The sequence below is a fragment of the Mesorhizobium sp. L2C084A000 genome (genome assembly GCF_000502875.1).
In the GTDB taxonomy this organism is placed as follows: domain Bacteria; phylum Pseudomonadota; class Alphaproteobacteria; order Rhizobiales; family Rhizobiaceae; genus Mesorhizobium.
Genome location: NZ_AYWX01000022.1, coordinates 1 through 16,122 on the forward strand (window position 1 = coordinate 1; position 16,122 = coordinate 16,122).

Here is a 16,122-nt window from a genome sequence, read left to right on the forward strand (position 1 = left end):
GCCGGCTCGACGCCGCCGGCGACCAACGGCACGGCTCCCGCCGCGCCGGCGGCCCCGCAGGTGCCGAACCAATAGTCTTCGGGCCCCTGAAACCGCGATCTGTGGTCGTTTGAACACAGTCGCGGCAAATGCGGCGAGATCACGAAGATTCGACGAGGTGAGGCATGGCCTCGCGCTTGAGGCGCCCGCGCTTATTCGACTATAGATTGCGTGCGGCATTTCCGGCGCCCTTGGGGGGCGCTGGGCGACGCCGTGGCAACAAGCATAGAACGATCGGATCTTCGCCATGCAGCTTCGCAGCTTCATTTTCCTGGGACTTTGCGCCGCACTCGGCGTGAGTTCCCCCGCTTTCGCAGGCGTTCCGGCCAATATGGCCGCACAGCCTTCGGTTGAAACAACCTCCGCCATCAACGTCGCCGTCAAAAGTGACGCGTCGCAATTGAAGCTTCTCAAGAAGAAGAAAAACCCGACGCCCGACGACCTCGCCCAGATCAAGAAGATCGAGGCCAAGATCGTTGCCGACAAGGAGGCCGCCAAAGCCAAGGCGCTCGAAGCCAGGAAACTGGCGATGCGCGAGGCGGCCAAGGCCAAGGCCGACGCTGAACGGCAGGCGTTCCTTGCCAAGAAGGGCAAGAGCGCGCCGGCAACCGAGGTGGCCGATGCCAAGCCGGCCAAGAAGCAGGTTGCCAAGATCATCGAGCCTATCGAACCGATCGCGCCGATCCAATCGGCAGAGCCGCTTCCGGCAGAGGCGATGAACGTCGCCTTGACCGGCAACAATGGCGAGCTGCGCAGCGAGGTCATCGGCCAGAAGCAGCCGAGCAACGGTGGTCTGTTCGCCGGTCTCTTCGGCGGGACCTCGTCCGGGTCTTCGATAAGCTATCTCCCTGAGACACGGGCTCTCGACCAGGTGCTCGCCAAGAGGGAAGCCAAGAAGCAGTTCAAGGTGAAGCCGGAATTCGTGCCGCAGGACGTGGAATTCAGCGGTTACGATGCGGGCACCATCGTCATCGACACCAGTGCGCGGCGCCTCTACCTCGTCGAATCGTCCTCCACCGCCCGCCGCTACGCCATTGCGGTCGGCCGCGAGGGTCTGCAGTACAAGGGTACGGTTGCGGTCGGCGACAAGCAGGAATGGCCGCGCTGGATCCCGACGCTGGACATGCAGAAGCGTGAGCCGAAGCATTATGGCCAGTACAAGGACGGCATGCCCGGCGGTGGCCAGAACCCGCTCGGCGCCCGCGCCATCTACCTCTATGACGGCAAGAAGGACACGCATCTGCGTATCCACGGCACAATCGCGCCGCAGTCGATCGGAACCAGCGCCTCGAATGGCTGCTTCCGCATGATCAACGAGCACGTCATGGACCTCTACAGCCGCGTCAGGGTTGGCACCAAGGTCGTCATCATCTGACGTTTTCGTCATCCTGCCGAAAGGGCCGGCTCAGCCGGCCCTTTTGTTTTGCCCTGTTCACGATCCGAGCGCCTTCTTGGGAAAAAACCTTCGCGGTGGTTTTTTCTCTGGCGGAATCAATCCGGCCGCGTTAAGCGATGACTCCCATGGCGCGATATGTATTCATCACAGGCGGCGTGGTTTCCTCACTTGGAAAAGGCATAGCCGCAGCGGCCCTTGGGGCTCTCCTGCAGGCGCGAGGCTATCGCGCACGCATCAAAAAACTCGACCCCTACCTCAATGTCGATCCGGGCACGATGTCGCCGTACCAGCATGGCGAGGTTTTCGTCACTGATGATGGCGCGGAAACCGATCTCGATCTTGGCCATTACGAGCGCTTCACCGGCCGCTCCGCCAATCAGCAGGACAACATCACCACCGGCCGCATCTACAAGAACATCATCGAGCGTGAGCGGCGCGGCGATTATCTCGGCGCAACCGTGCAGGTCATTCCGCACGTCACCGACGAGATCAAGAATTTCGTCCTCAACGGCAATGACGACTATGATTTCGTGCTTTGCGAGATCGGCGGCACGGTCGGCGACATCGAGGCGATGCCGTTCCTGGAAGCGATACGCCAGCTCGGCAACGACCTGCCGCGCAACAACGCCGTTTACGTGCATCTGACGCTGATGCCCTACATCCCGACAGCGGGCGAGCTGAAGACCAAGCCGACTCAGCATTCGGTCAAGGAGCTGCGCGGCATCGGCATCGCGCCCGACATCCTGCTGGTCCGCGCCGACCGCGCCATCCCCAAGGAAGAACGCAGAAAATTGTCGCTGTTCTGCAACGTCCGCGAGAGCGCTGTGATCCAGGCGCTCGACGTGCCGCACATCTACGACGTGCCGATGGCCTATCACAAGGAAGGGCTCGATTCGGAAGTGCTGGCCGCCTTCGGCATCGATCCGGCCCCGAAGCCGCGCATGGAGCCGTGGCAGGCGGTGTCCAACCGCATCCACAATCCGGAAGGCGAGGTGACCATCGCCGTCGTCGGCAAGTACACCGGCCTCAAAGACGCCTACAAATCGCTGATCGAGGCGCTCTCGCATGGCGGCCTGGCCAACCACGTCAAGGTCAAGCTCGACTGGATCGAATCGGAGATCTTTGAAAAGGAGGATCCGACGCCATGGCTGGAAAAGGTGCATGGCATCCTGGTTCCCGGCGGCTTTGGCGAGCGCGGTGCCGAAGGCAAGATCCTGGCGGCGAAGTTCGCGCGCGAGCGCAAGGTGCCGTATTTCGGCATCTGCTTCGGCATGCAGATGGCCTGCATCGAGGCGGCGCGGTCGCTGGCCGGCGTCGAACATGCGTCTTCGACCGAGTTTGGTCCGACCGAGGAACCGGTCGTCGGCCTGATGACCGAATGGCTGAAAGGCAACATGCTGGAGAAGCGCCGGGAAACCGGCGATCTCGGCGGCACGATGCGGCTCGGCGCCTATCAGGCCGAACTCGCCAAGGGCTCCAAGATCGCCGAGATTTACGGCGACACACAGATTTTCGAGCGCCATCGCCACCGCTACGAGGTCAATATCGACTACAAGGAGCGACTCGAGGATTGCGGCCTGGTATTCGCCGGCATGTCGCCCGACGGCGTGCTGCCGGAGACGGTCGAGTATCCAGACCACCCCTGGTTCATCGGCGTGCAATATCATCCGGAACTGAAAAGCCGGCCGCTCGACCCGCATCCGCTGTTCGCCAGTTTCATCGAGGCGGCGGTGGAGCAGAGCCGGTTGGTGTAGCGATCAGGTCGGGCGGCAATGCAGACCTATGTCGCGCTGCTTTACAGCATCATCCTGGGCGAGGGCCGTCGGGTCGTCATGGCCGACCTCAAGGCCATGGCGGAAGATTTCGGGTTGAAGAATTCGCGCACGCTGGTGGCGACCGGCAATCTGGTCTTCGAGGCGCCAGCAACTGATATCGCCGACCTCGAACGGCGGCTGGAAACAGTCTTCGAAAAGACCTTCGGCCGCCATGTCGATATCATCGTGCGTGGTGCCGAGGACTGGCTGAAGCTTGCCGCCGGCAATCCGTTCCCGGCCGATTCGGCTAAAACAGGCGATCAGGTGGCCGTACGGGTGATGCGCAAGCCTGCGCCCGTGGAGGCCGTGAAGGGGCTCCAAGCCTATGCCGGCGAGGATGAAAAAGTGACTTCGGTCGGCGGCGACATCTGGGTCGTATTTTCACGCGAGAGGACAAGCTCGCGGCTGCTCGCGGCCATGAATCACAAGCGCTTGGGCACGGGCACGTCGCGCAACTGGAACACAGTGCGCAGATTGGCCGAGATGCTCGGGTAGGTTTTGGGGCGGCTCTCGCCGCCCCAAAATTCACCTTGTCAGGCTTTCGCGGTCCTGGCGCCGGCGCCCAAAGCGGCGGTGCGCAGCACGTAGTAGATGATGCCGGCGATCGCCACGCCGAAGAACCAGCCATAGACGCCCCACCAGGACGGCAGCCAGTTGGTGAAGTTGGGCAGGATCGACGAGAAGATGGCGCCGATGCCGGCGGCGATAAAGGCATTGACGTGCCAGCCGCCCTGGAAACGGAACTCGCCGTCTTCGCGGTAAAGCGCTTCGACGTCGACCTCACCCTTCCGGATCAGGTAGTAGTCGACCATCATCACCCCGAAGATCGGCCCCATCGTCGCGCCGATGATGTTGACGAAGGAAGCGGCACTGCCTTCCCATGGCGCGAAGGGATAGAGCAGCAGGGCAATGACGGCCGCGATATAGCCGCCCTTCTTGAAGTCGATCTGCCTGGGGAAGACGTTGGAGAAGTCGAAGGCCGGCGAGACGAAATTAGCGACCACGTTGATGCCCAGGGTCGCAACCGCAAAGGTCAGGGCTGCGAGCGCCGCCAGGAACCAGCTGTCGAATTTCGCCGAGATCTGGTCGGGATGCAGCAGCACTTCGCCATAGACGTCAAAGGCGGCAATGGTGGTGACGCCGGCGACCAGCGAGAACAGGATGAGGTTGATCGGCAGACCCCAGATGTTGCCCTTGCGCAGCGATGCCTTGTCCGGCGCGTAACGGGCGAAATCGCAGAAGTTGAGATAGAGCGCCGAGAAATAGGTGACCCAGATTGCTGCCACCGCAAACAGCGAAGTCCACGAGCCGGGCGTGCCGGGCACGCCCGCGTCCTTCGTCTTGTCCAGCAACACGTCCATCGGGATGTCGCTGGTGAAGGCAAATCTCCCGGATTTGACGCAGAGATAGATCGCCAGGATCAGCATCATCACCCACACCGCGGGGCCGGCCCAGTCCTGGAAGCGGCGCACCGTTTCCATGCCGTTCTGGATGATCAGCAGTTGCAGCCCCCAGATGACCACGAAGCAGATCACCTCCAGGCCGGTATGGCCGAGGAAATGCGTGCTGGCGTTGAAATGGGCGAACCACTGCGTGCGGATCAGCAGCGCCACGATCGCGCCCGAGGCGGCGGCCGTCTGCGCGCCGTACCAGAAGCAGGCGACGATGGCGCGCACCAGTGCCGGTATGTTGGCGCCCCAGATGCCGAAAGAGGCGCGGGCAAGCACGGGGTAGGGCACGCCCGTCTTCACGCCGGCATAGCCGACCATGTTCATCAGCGCGTAGATGATCAGCGATCCGATGCCTATGGCGATGATGAAATTGACAAAGCCGCCGCAGAACAGGAACAGACTGGCGGCAAGATAGTAGCCCCAAAGGCTGTGGACGTCCGACGTCCAGACGTTGAAGATCGAGAATGGCCCCCAGTTTCGAACTTTGGCCGGAGCCAGATCCTCGTTGTACAGATCAGGTGAAGCACCCTGTATCGTCATGGCAATGTTCCCCTTTTGCAGCACGCGCCCTCACGCGTTGGCCGCGTGCAGGTTAAGCCTGCCGCAGGGGAACCGACAAGCAACCTATTTGCCGGCTTTGGCCTTAAAGATATTCAATGAGAACTGCGATTATCGATGCACGGCGATGGTGGGTCATCGCTGAGCCCGGCACGGATGATTCGAAGTTCGACGCTGGGATTCCAATCTGAAGCGGTGGCTCCCGACATCTTCGGTAGGGGGCCATCTAGGTGATGGCCATAAGCTGCTTGTGATCCGCGACTTCGGCGAGCAGCCAATCCTGAAACAGGCCGGTGCCTGGTTTGTTGCCGATGCTGCGACGCTGATGCAGGTAAATGCCGGCCGGATAGGTGTGGCGGGCACGGAACGGGGCGACCAGTTTGCCTTGCTGCAGAAAATCTTGCGCCATCATCGTGTCCGCGAGCGCTATTCCCGCGCCATTGATCGCTTCGCGCATGATCAAGGTGCAATCATCCAGTGTTGTGCTGGATTTTGGCGTCGTTTCCAGAACGCCTTCCTGCTCCAGCCAACGCTTCCATCTCATGGTTTCGCATTCATGGATCAGATGATGATTGACCAGATCGGCCGGCGATCGCAGCGGCACAGGCCCCTCCAAAAGCGAAGGCGCACAGACCGGCGTCAAAAGCAGCGGGATCAGCAGCGTCAAAGCCGGGCCGGCCTTGTAGACGAACTCGTCGACAATGGCCAAATCGAAGTTGGCGCGCTTGCCTGAAGTGGAAATCTCCAGATCCACCGACGGATGCAACCGGCGAAAGTTCGGCAACCGATCCGCCAGCCAAAGGTTCAGAACGGTGGGCACGCACAAGACCCGCACACGTTGGATCTTGCCGTGGCGCGACCCCTCGGAGAGGCTGACGTCATCGGTGGCGCGCCAGATGGCTTCGAACGCCTCCGAGAGGCTGCGCGCATAGTAGGAGCCCCTTATGGTTGGGGTTATCTGGCGAAAACCGCGTTCGAACAGGTCCTGGCCGAGATTTCGTTCAAGCGCGCGGATGTGGCGGCTGACAGCCGAGGGTGTCAGATGCAGTTCTTCCGCCGCGTCCTTGACGCTGCCGAGGCGAGCGGCGGCCTCGAAAGCGCGCATGCCATTGAGTGAGGGAAGGGCCATTGGCCGATCATGAATTGTCAGTTGAGTTTTTGTCAATCGACATGGGCAGAATTCGCGTTTGATCGCCTGCCCCGTTAGGGGATACCCAGAAGGCAAGAGCAATTAAGTCGTCTCAAGAAAGCGACTGTTTGGGGACCGGCATTATACCACGAACGGCGGAGACCGGCTTGACCAGTCTCCACCGGGGCGAGCGAAGCGTTGCTCGCTACCGGCTGGTATTGCCGCAATTGGAGAGAGCGCCAGCCTATGCCTCAATCGCCAGCGCCGGTCTTCGAGACCGCGGACGAGATTTCTGCGGAAACCTCCGTCGTCGTGATTTTGCAAACTGCCCACACGGGCTTTGGCCCGCGGGCAGTCGCCCTGGATGCCGAGATGAGCGGGATCCTCTCTCGCGCCTGCTCCGACCCGGCCGCCTTGGCCGAATCCGGCACCTGCATCGATCTTATTGCTCCTCAGGCCGTATCGATTAAGCGCGTGGTCGTCCTGGCCTTGGGCAAAGCTGAAACCGTAACCGCCCTGTCATTGGCACGCGCCGGCGGTTTGCTTGCCGCGCATCTGGAGGGCAAGGGAGAATGCGCGGCCACCCTGGTCCTGGACCCCATCGCCGGCGTTGACCTGCCCGGAGCCGAAATCCTGGCGCGTGTCGCGCTTGGCATGCGGCTGCGCCGCTATCGTTTCGACATGCGCAACCGGCGGCAAGGAGCAGGAGCGGATCGAACCTTGCGGGTGCAACTGGTCGGGGCCCGCGGCCCAAATCTGACTGCGGCGCTGGCGCGGATCAATGCCATCGCCGACGGTGTCGAATATGCGCGGACCTTGGTCAACCTGCCGCCGAACCATCTCCATCCCGACAATTTCCATGATCATCTGGAGCCGCTGCGTGAAGCCGGAATCGACATCGAAATGCTCGATGCCGCGCAACTGAAGGAGCTCGGCATGAACGCGCTTCTTGCTGTTGGATCGGGCTCGGCGCGCCCGCCCCGGGTCGCTGTCCTGCGTTACCGGGGCAAGGGTGCGCCCGCTCAACCACTCGCTTTCGTCGGCAAGGGCGTCTGCTTCGATTCGGGAGGCCTCTGCATCAAGGGCGGAGCGCAGATGTTCGACATGAAAGCCGACATGGGCGGAGCGGCCGCTGTGGTCGGCCTGCTGATCGCGCTCGCCCGGCAAGGCAGCCCGGTACACGTTGTCGGTGTTCTCGGCATCGCCGAGAACATGCCATCCGGCACCGCGCTCAAACCGCGCGACATCATCACGACGGCGTCCGGACAGACCGTGGAAGTGTTCGACACGGATGCGGAAGGACGCCTGCTTCTGGCCGACTGCCTCCACTATGCAGCCACGCGCTTCAACCCTTCGGTGATCGTCGATCTGGCGACGCTGACCTATTCGGTGACGCGTGGCCTGGGCTCGATATTCGCCGGCCTGTTCAGCACCGACGATGCCATCGCGTCACAGATGATCGCGGCCGGAGAAACGGTCGGCGAACGGTTCTGGCGGCTGCCGCTCGACCGGGCCTATGATGAGGGTCTGCAATCGCCGTTCGCGGACCTCAGGCATCATGCCAAGGACATGGAGGACGGCGACGCTCCCTATGCCGCGGCCTTTCTGCGCCATTTCACGGAAGATCGCCCCTGGGTGCATCTCGACATCGCCAGCAAGGAACTGACCGACACCGATCGGCCTCTCGGCAGGCAAGGTGCCACGGCATTTGGCGTGCAGATGCTGGAAGAGTGGGTGCAGGTCACCCGCAACATGAGTTAGGCCCCCGTCGTCACGGACAAATACAAGATGCCTTCAACCGCACTGGGAACTGGTATGTCATCTGAGATCATCGGCATGGAAGGACGGGGCGCTTTCGGTGCCTACGAGACCTGGTATCGGGTCAGTGGCGAACTCGGTGGCGAAAAGGCGCCGGTGGTGATCCTGCATGGCGGCCCGGGCGTCGCCCACAATTATGTCGCTGCCTACAAGCTTCTTGCGCGAAGGGATCGCGCCGTCATTCATTATGACCAGTTGGGCTGCGGCAATTCCACCTTGCTGCCTGAGAAAGGCGCCGATTTCTGGACACCTGGGCTGTTCATCGACGAGCTTGAAAACCTGATCGACCACCTCGGCATTCGGGCGGGCTTCCACGTGCTCGGCCAGAGCTGGGGCGGCATGCTGGGCGCCGAATATGCCGTGACGCGGCCGAAGGGTCTGAAATCGCTGACCATTGCCAACTCACCGGCGTCCATGAAACTGTGGGTCGAAGAGGCCAACCGGTTGCGTGCGGATCTGCCCGCCGATGTGCAGGAGACTCTGACCCGGCACGAGCAGGCCGGCACGACGGACGATGCGGCGTACCAGGCGGCGACGATGGTGTTCTACGAGCGGCATGTCTGCCGGGTCGTGCCTTTCCCGCCCGAAGTCACGGAAAGTTTCGCCCAGGTCGTGCGCAATCCGACCGTCTATAATCTGATGAATGGGCCGAACGAGTTCCATGTCATCGGAACGCTGAAGAACTGGAGCATCGTTGAGCGCCTGCCGGCCATCGATGTTCCCACATTGATCATCTCCGGACGTCACGACGAGGCCACGCCCGCGACCGTGCAGCCCTACAAGGACGGCATCAAGGGGTCTCGCTGGGAGATATTCGAGCATTCCAGCCACATGCCGCATGTCGAAGAGCAAGATGCGTGCATGCGGGTGGTGGGAGACTTCCTGGACCACAACGATAACTGAAAAAAGGGGAATCAAGACATGAAGAAACTGCTTCTGGCGGCAACAGCCGCGGCATTGCTGGCCGGTACATGGCTGGCCCCGGCACAGGCCGAATATCTCAAGGAGCACCGGGGCGGCACCATCCGCCTGCTGGCCCGCTCCGCGGCCGGAACGCTCGATCCGCACATCAATTACACGGACCAGGGCTGGCAGATGTACCAGCCGATCTATGACGGCCTGGTGGCCTTCCGCAAGGCCGAGGGCATGGACGGCTTCACCATCGTTCCCGATCTGGCCGAGGCCCTGCCGCAGGTCAGCAATGACGGTAAGACCTTCACCTTCAAGCTGCGCAAGGGCATCAAGTTCTCCAGCGGCCAGGATCTTGGCGTGAAGGACGTCGTCGCTTCCTTCCAGCGCATCTTCAAGGTTTCCGGACCCACCTCCGGCACGTTCTATGCCGGCATCGTCGGCGCGGACAAATGCCTGGCCGACACCAAGAGCTGCACGCTGGAAGGCGGCGTTGTCGGCGACGAAGCGGCCGGCACCATCACCATCAACATCACCAAGCCGGATGCCGAACTGCTCTACAAGCTGGCCTTGCCGCATGCCGTGGTCCTGCCGGCGGACACGCCCGCAGAAGACATGGGTTCCAAGCCCATTCCCAGCACCGGCGCGTACACGATCTCGGCCTTCGACCCCAACAAGGGCATGACGGTTTCCCGCAACCCCAATTTCAAGCAGTGGAGCGAAGAAGCCCAGCCGGACGGCTATCCGGATGTCGTCCAGTATGATTTCGGCTTGTCCGAAGAGGCAGCCGTCACCGCGATCCAGAACGGCGAAGCGGACTGGATGTTCGACGCTCTGCCCAGCGATCGCCTGGGCGAACTGGGCAGCAAATCCATGGACCAGCTGCACATCTCACCGCTTTCGGCGTGGTGGTACGCGCCGCTGAACAACCGTCTCGCACCCTTCGACAATGAAAAAGCCCGCCAGGCCGTTGCCTATGCGATCGATCGCAACACGCTGGTCAAGCTGTTCGGCGGCAAGGTGCTGGCTTCGCCGGTCTGCCAGGTCCTGCCTCCGGACTTCCCCGGCCATGAAGACTATTGCCCCTTCACCAAGAATCCGGGCGCCAAATGGTCGGCTCCCGACCTCGACAAGGCAAAGCAGCTCGTCGAGGACTCCGGCACCAAGGGCCAGAAGGTGACGATCATCGTCGAGGACACCGCCATTTCGCGGTCCATCGGCGTCTATCTGCAGAGCGTGCTGACCAGCATCGGCTATGTCGCCGACGTCAAGCCGATCTCGTCGAACATCCAGTTCACCTACATCCAGAACACCAACAACAAGGTGCAGATGTCCGTCACCCAGTGGTACAAGGACTATCCTGCGGCCTCGGACTTCCTGAACATCCTGTTCAGCTGCGCCTCCTTCCGTGAAGGTTCGGACGCCTCGATCAACATCGCCGGCTTCTGCGACAAGGAAATCGACGCCAAGATGCAAAAGGCATTGGACCTCGGCGTCACCGATCAGAAAGCCGCCGACAAAATGTGGGCTGAAATCGACAGGCAGGTCACCGACAAGGCACCTGCCGTCGGCCTCTTCACGCCGAAGCGGCTCGACTTTGTCAGCAAACGTCTCGGCAATTTCAAGTTCAACCGGCAGTTCAACTGGATGATCACCCAATCCTGGGTACAGTAATGGCCTGGGTGCAGTAACGAACCGCGGAGAGGCACGCGCGTGTCGAACCAAGCTGTCACCATGCCGCGCAAGACGCGAGGGCCCTGGGCCGTCGCGTTTGCGAAGCTGGCAACGGACGGGGCTGCCATGGCGTCCCTGGCCGTGTTCCTCCTCATCGTCCTTGCCTGCCTCAGTGCGCCTCTTTATGCGAAATGGGCAGGCGTGGATCCCTTCGCCTCGACGCTCGACGCCGTCATCCAGATCGACGGTGCCGACGTTCCGGTGATGGAACAATCGACGGAAGGGCTGGGGCTTGGCTACACACCGCTCGGCCCGACCTGGCGGCTGGGCAATTATTTCCTCGGCGCCGACAGCCAGGGCCGCGATGTCATGGCCAGGATGCTCTATGGCGGGCTGAGCTCGTTGTTGATCTCCGGAGCAGCCACTATCTTCACCCTGATCCTGGGCACGGCGGCGGGATTGATCGCCGGCTATTTCGGCGGCGTCACCGACACGGTGCTGTCGCGCTTCCTCGACATACTGTGGGCGTTCCCGATCTATCTGCTGGCGATTTCGCTCTCCATCGTCACCATCGCGCATGGTATCACGATCGGTCCGATCCAGATCGAGTCCGGCAGTCTGTGGCTGCCTGTCATCATCATCGGCATCGTCTACGTGCCCTATGTGGCCCGCCCAATCCGCGGGCAGGTTCTGGCACTGCGTAAAAGCGAGTTCGTGCTGGCCGCGATCAATCTGGGCGTGCCGGGGTGGCGCATCCTGTGGCGCGACATCCTGCCCAACGTCACCACCACGCTCATCGTCTTCGTGCCGCTGATGATGGCGCTAAACATGCTTACGGAATCGGCCCTTTCCTTCCTTTCGATCGGCGTGCAGCCACCCGCAGCGAGCTGGGGCACCATCATCCAGGACGGACAGGCGCTGCTTTACACCAGGCCATTGGTGGCGCTGGTGCCGGGGCTGGCGATCGCGGTTTCCGTCATGGCGCTCAATGTCTTTGGCGACGGCCTGCGCGACGCGCTTGATCCGCGCTCCAAGGTTCGGCTGGGGCGCGACTGATGATCTACGCCATCCTGCGCCGTTTCGGCCAGATGCTGTTCGTGATGTTCGGCATCTCGGTCATCGTCTTCCTGATTTTCTTCGCAACGCCGGGCGCCGACCCGGCGGCGCGGATCGCCGGCCGCAATGCATCGCCCGAAGTGCTGGAGGCGGTACGCCACAGCTTCGGCTTCGACCGGCCGCTCTACGTGCAATATGTGACGATGATGGAGAAGATCTTCGTCACAGGCGACTTGACCTCCTTCGTCAATCGTGGCTGGAAAGTGGTGCCGGCGGTGATGGATTCGATCCCGGTCACGCTCTCGCTGGTGTTCGGAGCAGCGATCCTGTGGGTGGTCGTCTCCATCATCATCGGCATCGCCGCCGCCGCCACGCGCGGCAGCTGGCTGGACAAGCTGCTGATGGCGCTAGGGCTGCTCGGTATTTCGATGCCGGTGTACTGGCTGGGCGAAGTGATGAACCTGATCACCCAGAGCCGCTACCACGACAGCTGGGCGTTCTCCTGGGTGCCACCGCTCGGCTACAAGAATTTCTCCGACGATCCGAAGGGCTGGTTTCTGACCCTGGTCATTCCCTGGATCACACTGTCCATTCTCTATATCGGCATTTACGGGCGCGTGCTGCGCGCGGCAATCATCGAATCGCTGCAGGAAGACTATATCCGCACGGCCCGGGCCAAGGGGCTGTCGGAAACCCGCATCCTGCTGCGCCATGCCTTGCGCACGTCGCTCATCGCCTTCGTCACTCTGTTCGGCCTGGATTTCGGCGCGCTGGTGGGAGGCTCGGCCTTGCTGACAGAGGTGGTGTTCGGGCTGCACGGCATCGGCAAGCTCACTTATGACGCTCTGCAGAATCTCGATCTGCCGATGATCATGGCGACGGTGATGTATGCGTCCATGTTCGTGGTTATCGCCAATGCGGTCGTAGATTTCGTCTACATCCTTCTCGATCCGCGCCTGAGGACATCATGATACTGTCGGTGCGCGACCTCAGAGTTTCCTTCCGCACAAATGATGGCCTGGTGCGGGCCATCGATGGCGTTTCCTTCGACCTCGAGGAGAGCGAGATCCTCGGTGTCGTCGGTGAGTCCGGTTCCGGCAAGACCGTGTCGCTGCTGGCCGTCATGGGTCTCATCACCGATCCCAACGCCACCATCGAAGGGTCGATCCGCTACAAGGGCCGCGAACTCGTGGGACTGCCCGCACGCGAACTCAGGCGGCTGCGCGGCAACGAGATCGCGATGATCTTCCAGGATCCGATGACCGCATTGACGCCTGTCTACACGATCGGCTGGCAGATCGCCGAACAGATCCGCGCGCATCGCAACATCAGCAAGTCCAAGGCGATGGAGCGCGTCGAGGAACTGCTGGCCGAGGTGAATTTTCCGAACCCGCACGAGGCGATGTCGCGCTACCCGCACCAACTGTCCGGAGGCATGCGTCAACGGGCGGTGATCGCAATGGCTTTGTCCTGCAATCCGGCGCTGCTGGTGGCTGACGAACCGACCACGGCGCTCGACGTCACCGTACAGGCCGGTATTCTCGATCTGGTGCGCAAGCTGCGCGCGACGCACAAGTCGGCGGTCGTCTTCATCACGCATGACATGGGCGTGGTCTCCGAACTCGCCGACCGGGTCATGGTCATGTATGCCGGCCGCGTGGTGGAGCGCGGCAGTCGCGCGGAGCTGTTTTCCGATCCGCGACACCCCTATACGCGCGCGCTGCTGGGTTCGATCCCGCCGCTGACCGGCGAAAAACCACGGCGCCTGCCGGCCATTCCCGGTTCGCCGCCATCATTGCTGCGACTGCCGCAGGGCTGTGCGTTCGGTCCGCGGTGTCCAGTTCACTACGAACCCTGCGAGGCCGGCAAGCCCGATCTCGGGAGCGGCACCCATGCCGCGGCATGCTTCAGGGTGGCACAGGCATGAGCGGACCGATGATCGACAAGAACCGCCCAATCCTCGAGACGCGTTCGCTGGGCAGGCGCTTTTCCATCGGCAGCCGCTTTTCTGCCGAGGGCAAGCGAACCGTCCATGCGGTCGACAATGTTTCCCTGACCGTGTGGCGCGGCGAGACGGTTGGGCTGGTCGGCGAATCCGGATGCGGCAAGTCCACGCTGGCGCGCTGTCTGGTGAGGCTCTACGACATATCGGACGGCGAGCTTCTGTTCGAAGGCAACGACATCACCTCGAAGTCGCTGTCTGAACTCAGGCCGCTGCGGCGGCGCCTGCAAATGGTTTTCCAGGATCCGTCGGCATCGCTCAATCCGCGCCGGCGCGTCGGCGACCTGGTGGCCGAGCCGCTGCGCATCCATGGCAGGCTCTCGTCGAGCGAGATCACCAAACGCGTGGCGGAACTGTTCGACCTTGTCGGCTTGCTGCCGGATCACGTCATGCGGTTTCCGCACGAATTTTCCGGCGGACAACGCCAGCGCGTCGGCATCGCGCGGGCTATTGCATTGAATCCGGACCTTGTGGTCCTGGACGAACCCGTCTCTGCGCTCGACGTGTCGGTGCAGGCGCAAATCGTCAACCTGCTCGCCGATCTGCAGGAGAAGCTCAACCTCACTTACATCTTCATCGCCCACGACCTGTCTGTGGTACGTCAGGTTTCAACCCGCATCGCGGTCATGTATCTCGGCTCGATCGTCGAAGAAGGGCCGGCGGAAGAAGTGTTTGCAGCACCAGCCCATCCCTATAGCCAGGCGCTGATCTCGGCGGTTCCCGTCGTGGAGACGACGCCCGGTGGGACGCGCAAGCGCATCATCCTCACCGGCGACGTACCGAGCCCGCTGAACCCTCCAACCGGCTGCCGTTTCCATCCCCGATGCCCGATCGCGGCGGAGCGCTGCCGTTCGGAGCGGCCGCAGTTACGGGAATACCGGCCCGGTCGCAAAGTCGCCTGCCACTTCCCCACGATGTAGGCGACACTCACCACCGCACGGGTGATCGCCTTCGCCTGACAGATTTCTAAAAAATTCCATTTTTGCCTGGAACCAACCGGCTATTGGCGCGTTTGGTGGGGTTCGATCGAGCGCATTGCGGTCGACCGGGAGGAAACGATGGATCAATTGCATTTCTTTTCGCCCGTGCGGATTTCGCGCGGGCAGGGACACCCTTTGGAAGAAATCGATAGTGTTGCCGAAGCCATGATGTTCTTGCGGAAATGGCCGACGGGACGGCGCGGTCCGGTTTATCAGTGCGCGCTGAATTGTTGCTCGGCCGCCTTGTCGGGCCAGATGTCGGCCGAGGAAGCAAGGAAAGCGTTCACCGGCTTTGCCCGCATCACGCGTCTTCTCGATGACGACATGGCGTTGCCGGTGCCCGGCGAAAGCAAGGCAAGCATACACGCGTTGCGGCGATAGGCTGTTGTCCTGACGGTCCCCACAAGGTCCCGCGCTGCAGCGGGCCGGGCTCTCGTTGTGCAATGCGCTCGGATGGCGCGTCGAAAGTTCGTCCTGTATGGCACACTTCACAGCGGACGGTCGTCGATCATGCTTACTTCAGTCACGAGCTTGCGGCGAAGCGCCATCGTGTAGTCGTCTGGCCCCTTCGGCGTCATGACGAAGGCCTGGGAACCGCCAATGACCGATTCTGCAAAATAGGATGCCAGAGGTTCGTCGGGACTCTCATCCTCCGTCGGGATGGCGATGGCATTGATCGTATATCCCTTGGCTATGGCGTTCGACCTGCTCGGTTGGACGGGAAGCCCGTCGTTGTTCTCGCCGTTGGAGGAGATATCGATGACTTTCTTGGCTGCCTTTCCCGGAAACTGGTCGAGCAGGAGACTGCCGATGTCGATAGCCGAGGAAACGGATGTTCCGCCTCGCCCTCTGCGGATGAAGCCGGTATCGCCTTTCCTGCTGATCACCGCAGCCGCCGCTTTGGCATCTTCCAGTCCGCAGATGCTTGTCCACGGCAGCACGATGCGCGCGTGTCCGGGGCTCGACCATTCAAAGTAGGCAATGCCGATGCAGCCAACGTAATTCCGGCTGATGGCGGCGATGATCTCTGGCGAGGTGAGTGCCGCGGCATGTCCCTCGCGTTGCATATCGGCGATCTTTGGATCGATTGACGACGAGAAATCGACCGCGAACACGATAGCGACGTCAACGTTCGCGGCATGGGCAGAGATCGCCCAAAACATCGAAGCTGCGACTATTCCTGTCACTCTCGAGATTGAACTGACCGGCGTCAGAATGCCCCAACCTTTCGTCCGTACCCGTTCACGAAAGGATAGGGGGCCGGCGTCCTGATGATATACACTGCCAAACATGTCA

The 16,122-nt window shown here is 61.8% G+C and carries 14 protein-coding genes; 11 read left to right on the forward strand and 3 right to left on the reverse strand.

What is annotated here, in order from left to right:
- The first annotated feature begins 286 nt into the window (after window positions 1–286).
- The 3 genes from X735_RS138200 (at window position 287) to X735_RS138190 (ending at window position 3,744) form a co-directional block, all read left to right on the forward strand.
- A complete protein-coding gene (locus tag X735_RS138200) occupies window positions 287–1,414 on the forward strand; it encodes a L,D-transpeptidase (RefSeq protein ID WP_023813920.1) in 1,128 nt (375 codons plus the stop codon).
- 137 nt (window positions 1,415–1,551) lie between these two features.
- Window positions 1,552–3,189 (forward strand): CTP synthase, encoded by a 1,638-nt coding sequence (locus X735_RS138195; protein WP_081734993.1) that lies wholly within the window; start codon window positions 1,552–1,554, stop codon window positions 3,187–3,189.
- A gap of 18 nt (window positions 3,190–3,207) precedes the next feature.
- Window positions 3,208–3,744, forward strand: a complete 537-nt coding sequence (locus tag X735_RS138190; RefSeq protein WP_023813922.1) for a DUF1697 domain-containing protein — start codon at window positions 3,208–3,210, stop codon at window positions 3,742–3,744.
- 38 nt (window positions 3,745–3,782) lie between these two features.
- Here the strand turns inward: X735_RS138190 and X735_RS138185 are convergent, their stop codons facing one another.
- Together X735_RS138185 and X735_RS138180 are read right to left on the reverse strand one after the other, a co-directional pair.
- Complete coding sequence (locus X735_RS138185) at window positions 3,783–5,240, reverse strand: NCS1 family nucleobase:cation symporter-1 (RefSeq protein ID WP_023813923.1); 1,458 nt, start codon at window positions 5,238–5,240, stop codon at window positions 3,783–3,785.
- 244 nt (window positions 5,241–5,484) lie between these two features.
- Window positions 5,485–6,387, reverse strand: a complete 903-nt coding sequence (locus X735_RS138180) for a LysR substrate-binding domain-containing protein (RefSeq protein ID WP_023813924.1) — start codon at window positions 6,385–6,387, stop codon at window positions 5,485–5,487.
- Between the two features lie 246 nt (window positions 6,388–6,633).
- On the opposite strand from X735_RS138180, the gene X735_RS138175 reads away from it, so the two are divergent.
- From X735_RS138175 to X735_RS138140, 8 genes are all read left to right on the forward strand, one after another.
- Window positions 6,634–8,148: a leucyl aminopeptidase gene (locus tag X735_RS138175; protein ID WP_023813925.1), complete on the forward strand. Its 1,515-nt coding sequence runs from the start codon at window positions 6,634–6,636 to the stop codon at window positions 8,146–8,148.
- A gap of 54 nt (window positions 8,149–8,202) precedes the next feature.
- Window positions 8,203–9,108 carry a proline iminopeptidase-family hydrolase gene (locus X735_RS138170; protein WP_023813926.1) on the forward strand — a complete coding sequence of 302 codons (906 nt, stop codon included), beginning with the start codon at window positions 8,203–8,205 and terminating at the stop codon, window positions 9,106–9,108.
- An 18-nt stretch (window positions 9,109–9,126) separates the two neighbouring features.
- Window positions 9,127–10,788, forward strand: coding sequence for an ABC transporter substrate-binding protein (locus X735_RS138165; RefSeq protein ID WP_023813927.1), 1,662 nt, complete (start codon window positions 9,127–9,129; stop codon window positions 10,786–10,788).
- Between the two features lie 39 nt (window positions 10,789–10,827).
- On the forward strand, window positions 10,828–11,844 hold the full coding sequence (locus X735_RS138160) for an ABC transporter permease (RefSeq protein ID WP_023813928.1): 1,017 nt from the start codon (window positions 10,828–10,830) through the stop codon (window positions 11,842–11,844).
- Window positions 11,844–12,815, forward strand: coding sequence for an ABC transporter permease (locus X735_RS138155; RefSeq protein ID WP_023813929.1), 972 nt, complete (start codon window positions 11,844–11,846; stop codon window positions 12,813–12,815). Before X735_RS138160 ends, X735_RS138155 begins: the two co-directional genes overlap by 1 nt.
- Window positions 12,812–13,771 carry an ABC transporter ATP-binding protein gene (locus X735_RS138150; RefSeq protein ID WP_013531724.1) on the forward strand — a complete coding sequence of 320 codons (960 nt, stop codon included), beginning with the start codon at window positions 12,812–12,814 and terminating at the stop codon, window positions 13,769–13,771. The genes X735_RS138155 and X735_RS138150 overlap by 4 nt, the downstream gene beginning before the upstream one ends.
- Entirely contained in the window at window positions 13,768–14,766 is a 999-nt protein-coding gene (locus tag X735_RS138145) for a dipeptide ABC transporter ATP-binding protein (RefSeq protein ID WP_245273306.1), read from the forward strand. Before X735_RS138150 ends, X735_RS138145 begins: the two co-directional genes overlap by 4 nt.
- 138 nt (window positions 14,767–14,904) lie before the next feature.
- Complete coding sequence (locus X735_RS138140; RefSeq protein WP_023813931.1) at window positions 14,905–15,207, forward strand: DUF982 domain-containing protein; 303 nt, start codon at window positions 14,905–14,907, stop codon at window positions 15,205–15,207.
- Between the two features lie 107 nt (window positions 15,208–15,314).
- Here X735_RS138140 and X735_RS138135 read toward each other — a convergent pair whose 3' ends face one another.
- Window positions 15,315–16,118: a DUF1194 domain-containing protein gene (locus tag X735_RS138135; protein WP_023813932.1), complete on the reverse strand. Its 804-nt coding sequence runs from the start codon at window positions 16,116–16,118 to the stop codon at window positions 15,315–15,317.
- Window positions 16,119–16,122 lie beyond the last annotated feature (4 nt).